Below are 13,324 nucleotides of genomic sequence, written 5' to 3'. Positions count from 1 at the left end.
ACATACTTTCTTTGATAGCTTACTTTAAATATAATTCGTAAGCTTCCGTATTATTATACTCCTTTGATAAATCCAAAAAATAAGGTGCTTGCCATTTTTGTGTTTTAATTGCTGCTTTATTTAAATTTGTTTCCCAACTTGGATAAATTCGAAATGCCATTTTGCCTTTCTCTTTACCTATTCTTAAAACTCCTTTATCAGCTAAAAGTTCTTTTGGAAAAATAAATTGACCTTTATTGTCTCCATCTAAAACATTAATAATCAACTTGTCTTTCATTTCATCATAATTGTACGGCCTATTTTTTTCCAATTCATTTTTCAGCCATAACGTAACAAAATATCCAGCTTTTTTAGGTGTTTTTTTAGCTAATCTACTTTTAAAACTATTATTATTAATATTGAAATTAAAAGCCTCATATTCATGATTCCAAACTTCCAACTCAAATTGGTTTATAGAAAAATTAAATTCAGTACTAACCATATCTAATATATCTTTAGAAACATAAGGTTCCATTTTAAAATACCTCTTTCTTAAAGGGATATAATCTTTACAAACTATTATCTACATTTCTATAATACTTTTATATAACACTATAATCTAGTATTAATGAAACACTATATGAACTTGAAGGATATTTAATGCTTGCCATAACACCATATACGGCATTATCACATATATAGAACATAATAATAATATTGAAATCATTTCATTAAATAGCTTTCAGGAAAATCATGGTATAGGTACAAAATTACTAAATACAGTCAGCATTAACATTTTGAGTTTTATAGTACAATACTTTCTCAAAGCAAAATAATCTAAAGACTTACTTCATTCTTCTTCTTTAATTTTATCTTTCTTTATCGCAAAGATTATTAATACTAAAACTGAAACCCACATAAACGGGGATACTAAAGCTACAAATATAAAACCTAAAATAATACTTAGCCATACTGAATCAATCGAATATTTACCTATTTTCATATTAATCCTCATTTCTAATTGTATTCATATATAATCTCTTATTCATCTATGATGATTATAACTACTATACTTACTTAAACCAAATTATAAAATAAATATAGTTATTTTATAAATAATATAGTTATTCAAACTAGTTTTTGATATATTTGTGAGAAACATTAATCAACAGAGAGGTGTAAATATATGGATAATTGGTTAAGCTTCATCGTAATATCTTTAATGATCATCATAATACCAGGCCCTGACTTTTTCATTGTATTGAATAACACATTAAAAGGTAATGCGAAAAACGGTATTATGGCTGGTTTGGGTATCTCAAGTGCACATGTTTTTTATTCAGCACTTGCAGCATTTGGATTAATATTTATTTTAACGACATCTTATTATGTTTTTACAGTTATAAAGATTTTAGGTTCAATATATATTGCATATCTAGGCATTAAAACAATTTTAAATGCGAAAAAAGCCTTTAATATTAGTACTGATAAAGATGTAAAAACAGATATGAAACTTAGATTGTCTTATAAACAAGGTTTTATAAGTACTATTTTTAATCCAAAAGCAATTTTATTTTATGTCAGCATTTTACCTCAATTTATAACTAAAGAAGATGGATCAATGCAGATTCTAGTACTTTCCTCTTTATTCATATTAACTGTTTTTATTTGGTTCTTCTTATGTAGCTTTTTATTTAACTATATTAGACAAATTTTTAATAATGTAAAAATCAAAAGTATGCTAGATTACGCTATTGGTACAGTCTTAATTGGTCTAGCAATAAGTATATTTAGGTTAGAAAAGTAAATAATAAAACCCATGGAATTCAAAAATAACTATACTTATATAAAAGCCAAAGTTCCAATTGATAATTTCTCTCAATTGGACTATAATAACTTGTGGTACTTTTATCTTAGTTTAGAAGTATGAATTATTAATTATACATATACACGGAGGCGCTTATGTCTGAATCAACTCATTTAAAGAAGAATTTAGGCCTAGGTGATGTCATGGGTATCGCACTAGGACAAGTTATCGGTTCAGGGATTATGACCATGACTGGCATAGGTATTCAAATGTCTGGTAGCGGTGTGACTTTAGCTTATATAATTTCTTCATTACTTGGTATTATTGCGATGTCACCAATTGCTATTTTAGGAGGAACACTCCCTACTACAGGAGGTTTATATAAATATACCAGTCGGTTGTTATCACCAAAAATTGGTGTGTTTTGGCTATGCATGTTTACATTGATGCAAATTACATTAGCAATGTATGCTATTTCCTTTGCACAATATTTACAAGGCGTTTTACCGGAAGCACCTATCACACCAATTGCTTTTAGTTTATTAACATTACTATTTATTGTGAATTTAGTTGGTGTAAAAACAGCTTCTATCATTAATAAATGGATGGTTATTATTTTAATCCTTTCATTAAGTTGTTTCGTTGTTTTTGGATTACCTAAAGTAGATTATACAGTTTTCCAACCAGAAACAATGTTTCCAGCAGGGTTCACAGGCTTCTTTACTGCAATTGGATTGGTAGGTTTTGCAACTGGAGGTGCACAATTCGTTGCGGAATTAGGTGGAGAAATGAAGAATCCTCGACGAGATTTACCTATCGTCATTATAGGATCTACAGTACTAATCGGGTTCTTCTATGCTTTAATTGCTGCAGTTGCAGTAGGTGTCTTACCTATTGAACAAGTTGCAGGTCAGCCTTTAACAGCAGTAGCTAATGAAGTATTACCAAAACCTGTATTTGTTATCTTCATTGTAGGTGGTGCCATGTTTGCTCTAGCAACAACATTAAACGCAACATTCACTTGGGTAACAAAAAGTTTATATGTAGCCACACAAGATGGCGTCTTACCTAAGAAATTAGGAGCAGTAAACGAAAAATTTGGAACACCACATTGGTTACTCACTATTTTCTATATCATTGGAGCAGTACCAATTTTAACAAACGTATCGCTAAACGTAGTAGCACAACTTGGAACAAGCCTTTCATTAATCGTATTTATGTTCCCAGTAGTTGCAGCAGGACGATTACCTAAGCTATACCCAGAAGCATACGCTAATGCACCTATCAAACTGCCACCAGCATTACTCAAAACTTTAATCGGTATTTCTGTTGTGTTACTACTTGCAGAAACATACCTATTAATCACTGATTTAGAAACACATTATATAATCGGATCAATCGCCTATGTAATTTTAGCAGCACTATTTGCAGCATTTTCCGATAAAATCACAGGATTCTCTATAAAGAATACGAATATATTAGAGGATGATATATAAAAATAAACACTCCAAAAGTTAAACTTTTGGAGTGTTTTACGTATATTTTAATAAATTCAAAGAACGTTTGCCATAATAATCAAAACCACTCCACAAAATACAGAACCTAATGCAAAGTAAGTAGTTCCCTTGAAACTTACAGTTTTCTCACCTTTTGTAAAAACTTCATACATCTCATAAGACATAAAATACAAAGCACAAATACCAAGTATTAAAAAACCAGAACCCAATAAGTATCCGAACACATCTAGAAACATAATATTCCCTCCTTAAAGGTTTATATTAATGCTACCAAACACCTTGATGTTTTTAAACGAACATTATTGTCACATTAGGTTTTACTTTAGTTGATATTTAAACTCATATTAACTTTATTTATTATAGTGATCATATTTACCTGATTCAATTTCAGATTCTCTCTCCTCTATTTCTTTGTAAACATCTTCGGCATCGTCACCTTCATAATAACCTTGTTCAATTGCTGTTTTAGTTTGTATTTCAGCAGAAGATAAACCACCATTATATTTTTTACGTAAAGCGTCTATATACTCATCTTCAGTCTCAGCTGCATTGATTTCGGCGTTAACATCATCAGGTTCATCATCTTGCATATCTAAATCTTCTTCTTCGTCCATTTTCTCTTGTTGCTCAGGACTTACACATCCGCCAACTGTACATTGTGTCCCATCAGGCTTTACATACCCCACAACATCACCGTTACCAGGTGCCTGATACCATGTGTCCCCATCTGCGTCTACCATACCATCTACATTAACCCCGCTTTTTATTTGTTTTGATATTTCTTCTTTAGTTAATGCTCTATTTTCTGATTCATTTTCGTTATTTGTTTGTTCACTATTCTCAATTTCTTCTTGGCCTTCTGTATTTTCATTTTCTTCAGCAGACTGTTCTTCTTCTGTATCTGCTTCTGATTCATTAGAAGTATCTTGTTTATTATCCTTTTCCTTATCTTTATCTTTTTTCTCACCTTGCTTTTTATTTTCTTTATCACCTGATTGTTTTGTGGTTTCTGATTTAGATGAGGTTTCTTCTTTTTGTCCACATGCCCCTAATACTAATAAACTTGCAAATAATAAAATAAATAATTTTTTCATTACATATTCCCCCTTACATATATTACCTTCAATAATATATGTTTTATCAGTAAATTAATAGGTGTAATTAAATTATTTAATTTTTTATTGTTATTAATTATAAATATTTCAACTATTAATTACACACTAGTTATTTACCAACTTTCTTTTTATAGACTTATGATTAGTCCATAATTTCTATTTAAGATAATATATACTTAAAGGAATTGAGGTGTAATTATGGATAGTAAACAATTTTTCCAAAAGTTATTAGCTATTTCAAACTCTGGTATTAATTATTCTAAGGACCCATATGACGTAGAGAGGTTCAATGAAATTTTTGATATAACTCAAGAATTCATAAATTCTCAGAGCAATAACAAGAACTTAACATTAGAAAAGGAAGCTGGTTACCCTACACCTAAAATTGATGTAAGAGCTTTAATTTTAGATAAAGACAATAAAGTTTTATTAGTAGAAGATCCTAAAACAAAATCTTGGTCGTTACCTGGAGGTTTTGCTGACGTAGGAACTTCACCAGTAGAAAATGTAGTGAAAGAAGTGATAGAAGAGACTGGTTTATCAGTTTCTGTATCCAATCTTATTGCAGTATATGATACTAATAAGTCTAATCCAGAAAATTCATTAGCACACTATTATAAGTTAGTTTATTATTGTAAAAGATTAAGTGGAAACCTAACAACAAGTATAGAAACAAGTTCGGTACAATATTTTGATATTGATCAATTACCAAAACTATCAACTAAGAGAATTACCGAAAAACAAATAAGAGAATGTTTTAATAATCGTGAGAGTAAGACAATTATTGAATAAGTTGATAGTTATCACTAGGCTAATAAGTAACAAAATATATAGACAATATATGTAAAATGTGGTAATTTAAATATAGAAAAAGGACGATGCACATATATGCATCGCCCTTGTGAGCCCGTTAAAAAGACGGTGGCCTCGTTTTAATAAATTATTGAATAACCATCAAAACCGGTCAAAGTTAGAGATGGTTATTTTTTATGGTCTTTTTTACTAATTAATACTAAACCAATGATTGACATGACAATCATCAGTAATTCATAATCAGTCAATGTTACACCTTTCTAGGAGTCGAACCATATTTCATAGGCATCACCCCTTATTTAAAGAGATTAGCCACCATCTATCCAACTTGCTCACATTAATATTTTATCTTCATTACCAAAATTTGTCTATTTACAAAAAACGCATATATTAGTTTGAATCTACACAAATTTTAAATTTTTTATTTCAACTGAAGTACCAGTCATTAGACCCTAATATACTTTCATTATGAAACCCATCTATTATTTTAATAGACAATATATGTAAATTGTGGTAATTTAAATATAGAAAAAGGACGATACACATACATGCATGCATCGCCCCTTATGAGCCCGTTAAAAAGACAGTAGCCGGAATTGAATTTATATAACCATCTTGCCGACCAAAGCTAGAGATGGTTATTTTTTATGGTCTTTTTTACTAATTAATATTAAACCAATGATTACTTTTAAAGGTTTAATATACTAATAGTTTTACCATATTTCTGTACTATACTAATGCAAAATAAAAACCCTCAACCACAATGGTTGAGAGCTATGTAGTGGAGACGGCGGGAGTTGAACCCGCGTCCAGAGATCCTGATACAAATGTTTCTACGTGCGTAGTCTAGTCTTTATTGTTTCGCGTTGTATCAGGGGACTGACACCCTATTACAACGCTAGTTTGATTAATCTCTTCTCGTCAGACTTCAAACGGCAGTGACGAGCGTATCCTACTTAAGTTGAATCACGTTAACAGCACATAGGCGATGCTGTTAGGTGATGCAGAGTGCTATTACGCAGCTACTGCTAAGTTTTGTTGTTTGCCAGTTATTATAACTGTTGTGTTGATGACGGAGACAACCCTCCGACACGCTTCATAAGCTCGGGGACCCCTGTCGAATCCGTAACGTCCCCTGAATAAGAAATATACTTCCTTTTAGCAGAAGTATATTTAATAATAACAATTTTTTATTGATTAATCAATATAATTGCTTAATATCGATGCTTCATTGCTCTTTCTACATCACGTTTTGCTTCTTTTTCTTTCAGCGCATGACGTTTATCATAATCTCGTTTACCTCTTGCTATCCCTAAAAGAACTTTACAGTAACCGTGTTTAATATATAGTTTAAGCGGTATTAATGAATACCCTTTTTCTTTTGAGATACCATATAATTTATCGATTTCTTTTCTTTTTAAGAGCAGTTTTCGATTTCTTAATGGATCATGATTATAACGGTTACCTTCTTCATACGGTGCAATATGCATATTGTAAACGTACATTTCTCCGTTGTATACACGTGCATATGAATCTTTTAAGTTTGCACTACCTCGGCGAATGGATTTGATTTCTGTACCTTGTAATACAATTCCCGCTTCAACCGTATCTTCTATTGTATAATCATGGCTTGCTTTACGATTTTGTGCTAAAGGTTTGTTGTGTACTTTTGGCACATCCATCACCTACTTTCTATTTTTTCTTACGTCTTGCATTCTTTTTAACGGCTTTTGCTTTATAAAAAGGTTTATTGTTTTTATCGCCTTGTTTACCTTTTGCTCTGCCTTTTTTATGCTTATTATTTTTATCGTTTTCCTTTGATGGTCCACGTTTTTTAGCTTTTATTGTCTTTTCTCTTGCGAGTTTTTCACGATTCTTTTCAGCTATTGGCATACCTACGATTTGGAAATCAATCATTCTTTCATCAACATTAACATTTATAACTTTGACTTCTACTTTATCACCGATTCTAAAGACTTTAGCTTGTCTTTCACCAATAATAGCCATACTGCGTTCATCAAAATTATAATAATCATCTGTTAAGTTAGAAATGTGTACCATACCTTCGATAGTGTTCTCTAATTCTACAAACATACCGAAGTTAGCTACTGAACTGATTATACCAGTATAAACTTCTCCAACATGTTGAATCATATACTCTGATTTCTTCAGATCATCTGTATCACGTTCTGCATCTATCGCTCTTCTTTCACGTGTAGATGTATGATCTGCAATTTCAGGTAATACTTCTTCCCAATGTCTAATTTGTTTATCATTCATTGATTTATCGATTAAATATTTACGAATGAGTCTATGCACTATTAAATCTGGGTATCTTCTAATTGGTGAAGTGAAATGTGTATAATAATCAGCTGATAAACCGAAGTGACCTAAGTTTTCTTCACTATATCTTGCTTGTTGCATACTTCTTAACATTAAAGTAGCAATTACCATTTCTTCTTTTTCACCAGCTACTTCTTGCACAATTTTTTGTAGTGTAGATGGATGAATATCTTCGCTTGTACCTTTAACTGTAATACCAAAGTTCGTAATAAATTCAAAGAATTGATTTAAACGTTCTTCTTTTGGATTTTCGTGTACACGATAAATGAATGGTAATTCTAATTTACTGAAATGTTCTGCAATTGTTTCGTTAGCTGATAACATAAAGCTTTCGATTAATCTTTCAGCGTCATTTCTTTCTCTAACTTGAATATCTGTTGGAATACCGTCTTCATCAACTAATACTTGAGCTTCTTTAATATCAAAATCAATTTCACCACGTTTTTTACGTTTAGCAATTAATTGTTGTGATAATTGGTTAGCTAAATCAAGCATAGGTGTGATTTCAGCAAATTTCTCTCTAATTTCAGAGTCTTTGTTCTCAATGATGCTATTTACATCAGTGTAAGTCATTCTATAATCTGAATGAATGACACTTTCAAAAATCTCATGGCGAACAACTTCGCCTTGTTGATCAATTTCCATTCTACAGCTTAAAGTAAGACGGTCTTCATTTGGATTTAATGAACAAATACCATTACTTAGTCTGTGAGGTATCATTGGAATAACTCTATCTACAAGATACACACTAGTGCCTCGATCATAAGCTTCTTTATCTAACTCACTATTTTCAGTTACATAATAACTTACATCCGCGATACTTACTGTTAACTCTGTTAATCCATTATCTAATGCTTTTACAGATACAGCGTCATCTAAGTCTTTAGCATCCGCACCATCAATAGTGATTGTTAATTCATCTCTTAAATCACGTCTATTTTTAGTTTCTTCTGGCTTAATTTTGTCTGGTACTTTTTTAGTTTCTTCTATTACACTATCCGGAAACTCTATATTGATTCCATGTTGGTAAATAATAGATAGAATATCAACACCAGGGTCATTTTTATGCCCTAAAATTGCTTTAACGTGACCTTCAGGATTATGAGTACCATCTGCATATTCCGTAATTTCTACAAGTACTTTATGCCCTTCAACAGCGCCTAAATTTTTACCTTTTGGGATAAAAATGTCTTGTGTAATACGTTTATCATCTGGCAATACGAAACCAAAGTGTTTAGCTTCAGTATAAGTACCAACTACTTGCGTAATATTACGTGTCGTAATAGCCTTAACTCTTCCTTCAATTTTACCTTTGTGGTCTCCACGTGATGGAACGACTTCTACTAATACTTCATCGCCGTCCATCGCTTTATTAATTTGATTTGGTGGTATAAAAATATCTTCGATTGTATCATCTTCAGGTCTTAAGAATGCAAAACCTTTTTTATGTTGGCTAAGCTTCCCTTTAACTAAATCTGATTTATCTCTTTTCTTTTTATATCTATCCGTCTTTGTTCTTTCTAGTTGACCCGTTTGTTCTAAATCAACTAGAACTTTAATTAATTCTTTAAATGAATCAGCGTTACTTAATCCCATTACGTCTTGAAATTCACTTACCGTCATGGGCGTGTAGTCTTTCTCATTTATGATTTGTTCAACTTCTTCTCTTAGATTCATAGCGGGCCTCCTTTCTTGTTTTTATATTGTGTCTTATTCGGACCAATCTAATGATTCTAAGAATTGATATACGTCTTCAAATACTTTCTCTTTTTCTTGTCCGATTGTTATAACATGACCAGATTCTTCATACCACTTAATATATTTATCATCAGATGAAGATGAATTATAAATAATATTAGCAGAATCAGGATTTATCATTTGATCAAGCTTGCCTTGTACTACAAATAAAGGATCAAATACTTCATCAACTTGATCTCTAACTGCTTGAATAGTATTTTGCAATTCAGTTAAAGTGTCTGTCGGATGAAAATGTTTCATTTCTTCTTCAATTTGTTCACTTGATTTACCTTCATATTTTTTAAATTCTCTTGCATAATCTAGTACACCTTCAAACATAGTACCTTCTGTCTTAATGTACATAGGAGAACACATAGTTACTATACCTTTCACATCACGATTTAAACTTAATTTCAAGCTAAAAACGCCACCCAATGATAGTCCAGCTACTGCTATTTCAGTATACCCTTTTTCCACAAGAAAATCATATGCATCTAAGCAATCTTTAAACCATACATATGGGCTTGATTCTAATATTTCTTCTGGTGGTCTTCCATGACCTTCATAATGCGGAGCATATGATGTATATCCTTTTTTCTGTAAGAAACGTCCTAATTGTCTAACGTCTGATGAATTACCTGTAAATCCATGCAAAAGTAATACTGCGCGTTTACCTTCTTCAAAGAAGAAAGGTTTAGGTAATTGAATTCTCATGATCGACCATCCTTTTACTCTATTTAACTCTATTGTATCTTTTTTTCACTTGCAAACAAATAAAAAAGTCCGACATTACCCGTCGGACCACTACATTTTAAAGTAAGTTATTGCTAACATAATTAAGAAAAATAAAATCGCTAGAATGATTGTTGTTCTGTGTAAAACTAAATCTATTCCACGTTGCTTTTGTTTACCAAATAATTGTTCTGCTCCACCACTAATTGCACCTGATAAACCGGTACTTTTACCTTCTTGAAGTAATACAACGGTAATCAATGCAATACAATCTATGATTAATAAGACGATTAAAAATGTATGCATGGACTCGGTCCTCCTGTCTATTATAACAGTAGCATTATAGCACATTTACAAAATGCACTCAAGTTTTCATTAGTCATAATCTATTGACATGCCTAAAGATTTTAACATTTCAAAGTACGTTGGACAAGTCTTTGATACACATGCTGGGTCAAGCAGTGTTATACCATCTACTTTTGTGCCTACTAAACTAAGAGACATAGCTACTCGGTGGTCATCAAATGTATCCAATGTAGCACTTTGAATCTCTCCTGGCTGAATCGTCCATCCATCTTGATGTTCTTGTATGTTAATCCCTAGCTTAGTTAAGCTTTCAGTTAAAGCTTCAACTCTATTACACTCATGATTACGTATATGTTCAACACCAGTAATTGTAATTGGACCATCCGCAAACGCTGCTAATGTACCGATTGTAAGTGCTTGGTCTGAACATGCATTCATATCGATTGTTAAATTACCTTTGAGCTGTTCTGGACCAGTGATAACGACATAATCTTCACCTTTTTTAACAGTAGCACCCATTTTTTCTAAAATGTCTACAACTTCTAAATCAGGTTGATGGGTTTTTAGGTTCAAATGATTAATCTTAATTGTCGATTTGTTCAGAGCTGCTAGAGCCATAAAATAACAAGCAGTTGATAAATCGGCTTCTAAAGGTAAATTAGTCGCTTGATAAGAACCTTTTTCAACCTTCATATGTTTATAGTCATCTGAGACTTCTACGCTTATCCCAAATTGTTCCATTAATTCTATCGTGATATCTACGTATGCACTTTGTACTATCTCTGTTGTTAATTCAATTTCTGTTGGTTGATTAAACAATGGTGCAGCAAGTAATAATCCACTAATAAACTGACTAGATTTATCGCCTGCTATCATGACTTTACCACCAGTTTCAGGTGTCCCTTTAATTTTGACTGGAAGTTGGCCTTCTTCTTCAATATAAGAGACTTCTACCCCTAATTGGATAAGTGCATCATGTAAAGTTTTATGTGGTCTACCAGCTAATTGTTCCGTAGAAGTGATAGTAATTTCACTTTTATCTTGTGTCCCTAAAATGCCAGGTAAAAATCGAGCAGTCGTGCCTGCTGAACCAATGAATACTGTTTGTTCTTCTGGAAGACTTTCCGTATCTACACCAGTAATATTGATTGAATCTCCTTCAAACTCGAAAGTTGCTCCTAATTTCTTTAATGTTTCCATGCACCAATAAGTATCATCACTTTTAAGATAACCAGATAACTTTGAAGTACCTTTACTAAACCCTGCTAAAATAAAAGCACGATTCGTTACACTTTTACTCCCTGGTATAATAATTTCTTTATTAAATACTTGATCTGTTGGATGCAAACTTAATTTTTCTACACCATCTAAACTAGACCAAGGTGATTTTGCACTTTTTAAATTAATCGTCATCTGTGAAATCCTCCTATAAACATAATTCTCTATATTATAGCCCATTTTAACACGTAATGGAATGATAATGACACATTTAATTTAAAGCGTTAAAGCGTTACTGTAAAAACAGTTTGTTTTAATATAAAAAAACCACCAATCTGTTAGATAATGTGAAATCCAACAAATCGATGGTTTAATTTTGAGAATAGATATATTCATACTAGTCTCATATTTTGTGAATCATTTTATATTAAATGCACAATTATTTAGATAAGTTATAGAAAGCTTTTATACCTTCAAATTTACCAGTTTCATATAATTCATCTTCGATACGTAATAATTGATTGTATTTAGCAATACGATCTGTTCTAGATAATGAACCAGTTTTAATTTGACCAGCATTAGTAGCAACTGCGATATCTGAAATTGTAGTATCTTCAGTTTCTCCTGAACGGTGAGAAATAACTGCAGTGTAACCAGCTTTTTGAGCCATTTCGATAGCTTCGAATGTTTCAGTTAATGTACCGATTTGGTTAACTTTGATTAAGATTGAGTTACCGATACCTTTTTCGATACCTTCTGATAATTTTTCAGTATTTGTAACGAATAAGTCGTCACCTACTAATTGAACACGGTCTCCGATACGGTCAGTAAGGATTTTCCATCCGTCCCAGTCGTTTTCGTCCATACCGTCTTCAATAGTGATGATAGGATATTTGTTAACTAACTCTTCTAAGAAATCAACTTGTTCTTCGCTTGAACGTTTAACACCGTGTTCACCTTCGAATTTAGCATAGTCATATACGCCGTTTTCGAAGAATTCTGAAGCTGCACAGTCAAATCCTAAAACTACATCTTTACCTGGCTCTAAGCCAACTGCTTTAATAGCTTCTAAGATAGTTTCAACGCCATCTTCAGTACCTTCGAATTCAGGAGCGAATCCACCTTCGTCGCCTACTGCTGTGTTTAAACCACGAGATTTCAAGATTTTAGCTAAGTTATGGAAGATTTCAGCTCCCCAACGTAATGCTTCTTTGAATGATTCTGCACCTACCGGTAAAATCATGAACTCTTGGAAAGCAATTGGTGCGTCAGAGTGTGAACCACCGTTTACAATGTTCATCATTGGAACTGGTAATTGAACACCGTTGAATCCACCAAGATATTTGTATAAAGGTTGTCCTAAGAAATCTGCAGCTGCATGAGCTACTGCGATTGAAACACCAAGGATAGCATTTGCGCCTAATTTACCTTTGTTTGGCGTACCATCTAAAGCGATCATTAATTTATCGATTGATACTTGTTCTAAAACTGAAATTTCACCTTCGATAATTTCTGGTGCAATAATTTCGTTAACATTTTCTACTGCTTTAAGTACACCTTTACCTAAGTAACGATCTTTGTCTCCGTCACGTAATTCAACTGCTTCATATTCACCAGTTGAAGCGCCTGAAGGTACTAATGCTCTACCAAAAGCACCACTTTCTGTTAATACTTCTACCTCTACTGTTGGGTTACCACGTGAATCTAATACTTCGCGTGCATAAATATCTGTAATAATTGGCATATTTAAAACTCCT

13 protein-coding genes and 1 other RNA gene are annotated in these 13,324 nt (G+C 32.3%); 3 read left to right on the top strand and 11 right to left on the bottom strand.

What is annotated here, in order from left to right:
* Positions 1–19: 19 nt before the first annotated feature.
* Together LQ615_RS01200 and LQ615_RS01195 are read right to left on the bottom strand one after the other, a co-directional pair.
* Positions 20–514: a MepB family protein gene (locus tag LQ615_RS01200; RefSeq protein WP_064204475.1), complete on the bottom strand. Its 495-nt coding sequence runs from the start codon at positions 512–514 to the stop codon at positions 20–22.
* 315 nt (positions 515–829) lie between these two features.
* Positions 830–982, bottom strand: coding sequence for a hypothetical protein (locus LQ615_RS01195; protein ID WP_017000758.1), 153 nt, complete (start codon positions 980–982; stop codon positions 830–832).
* Positions 983–1,165: 183 nt separating this feature from the next.
* Between LQ615_RS01195 and LQ615_RS01190 the strand changes: the two genes are divergently transcribed.
* Both LQ615_RS01190 and LQ615_RS01185 read left to right on the top strand, forming a co-directional pair.
* Positions 1,166–1,786 carry a LysE family translocator gene (locus tag LQ615_RS01190; RefSeq protein ID WP_017000759.1) on the top strand — a complete coding sequence of 207 codons (621 nt, stop codon included), beginning with the start codon at positions 1,166–1,168 and terminating at the stop codon, positions 1,784–1,786.
* Positions 1,787–1,941: 155 nt separating this feature from the next.
* Positions 1,942–3,282, top strand: coding sequence for an APC family permease (locus tag LQ615_RS01185; protein WP_070044920.1), 1,341 nt, complete (start codon positions 1,942–1,944; stop codon positions 3,280–3,282).
* Positions 3,283–3,338: 56 nt separating this feature from the next.
* On the opposite strand, the gene LQ615_RS01180 is transcribed toward LQ615_RS01185, so the two are convergent.
* Positions 3,339–3,539, bottom strand: a complete 201-nt coding sequence (locus LQ615_RS01180) for a hypothetical protein (protein ID WP_017000761.1) — start codon at positions 3,537–3,539, stop codon at positions 3,339–3,341.
* Positions 3,540–3,653: 114 nt separating this feature from the next.
* Positions 3,654–4,397 carry a hypothetical protein gene (locus LQ615_RS01175; RefSeq protein WP_239703771.1) on the bottom strand — a complete coding sequence of 248 codons (744 nt, stop codon included), beginning with the start codon at positions 4,395–4,397 and terminating at the stop codon, positions 3,654–3,656.
* 219 nt (positions 4,398–4,616) lie between these two features.
* Here LQ615_RS01175 and LQ615_RS01170 point away from each other — a divergent pair, with 219 nt between their 5' ends.
* Positions 4,617–5,210 (top strand): NUDIX hydrolase, encoded by a 594-nt coding sequence (locus LQ615_RS01170; RefSeq protein ID WP_017000763.1) that lies wholly within the window; start codon positions 4,617–4,619, stop codon positions 5,208–5,210.
* A gap of 800 nt (positions 5,211–6,010) precedes the next feature.
* Here the strand turns inward: LQ615_RS01170 and ssrA are convergent.
* From ssrA to eno, 7 genes are all read right to left on the bottom strand, one after another.
* Positions 6,011–6,367, bottom strand: a transfer-messenger RNA (tmRNA) gene (gene ssrA, locus LQ615_RS01165).
* Positions 6,368–6,445: 78 nt separating this feature from the next.
* Positions 6,446–6,913 carry an SsrA-binding protein SmpB gene (gene smpB, locus LQ615_RS01160; RefSeq protein WP_037539407.1) on the bottom strand — a complete coding sequence of 156 codons (468 nt, stop codon included), beginning with the start codon at positions 6,911–6,913 and terminating at the stop codon, positions 6,446–6,448.
* Between the two features lie 10 nt (positions 6,914–6,923).
* The gene (gene rnr / locus LQ615_RS01155) at positions 6,924–9,251 is read right to left on the bottom strand and encodes a ribonuclease R (RefSeq protein WP_239703772.1); all 2,328 of its coding nucleotides are present in this window, start codon (positions 9,249–9,251) and stop codon (positions 6,924–6,926) included.
* 33 nt (positions 9,252–9,284) lie between these two features.
* Positions 9,285–10,025, bottom strand: a complete 741-nt coding sequence (locus tag LQ615_RS01150) for an alpha/beta hydrolase (RefSeq protein ID WP_017000771.1) — start codon at positions 10,023–10,025, stop codon at positions 9,285–9,287.
* Positions 10,026–10,115: 90 nt separating this feature from the next.
* On the bottom strand, positions 10,116–10,349 hold the full coding sequence (gene secG / locus LQ615_RS01145) for a preprotein translocase subunit SecG (RefSeq protein WP_017000772.1): 234 nt from the start codon (positions 10,347–10,349) through the stop codon (positions 10,116–10,118).
* 69 nt (positions 10,350–10,418) lie between these two features.
* The gene (gene aroA, locus LQ615_RS01140) at positions 10,419–11,762 is read right to left on the bottom strand and encodes a 3-phosphoshikimate 1-carboxyvinyltransferase (protein ID WP_064204480.1); all 1,344 of its coding nucleotides are present in this window, start codon (positions 11,760–11,762) and stop codon (positions 10,419–10,421) included.
* 244 nt (positions 11,763–12,006) lie between these two features.
* A complete protein-coding gene (gene eno / locus LQ615_RS01135) occupies positions 12,007–13,311 on the bottom strand; it encodes a phosphopyruvate hydratase (RefSeq protein WP_017000774.1) in 1,305 nt (434 codons plus the stop codon).
* Positions 13,312–13,324: the final 13 nt, after the last annotated feature.

The sequence above is a fragment of the Mammaliicoccus sp. C-M13 genome (assembly GCF_022386845.1).
Classification (GTDB): domain Bacteria; phylum Bacillota; class Bacilli; order Staphylococcales; family Staphylococcaceae; genus Mammaliicoccus; species Mammaliicoccus lentus.
The sequence above is the reverse complement of the archived record's forward strand: the minus strand, read 5'-3'. Positions and strand labels throughout refer to the sequence as shown.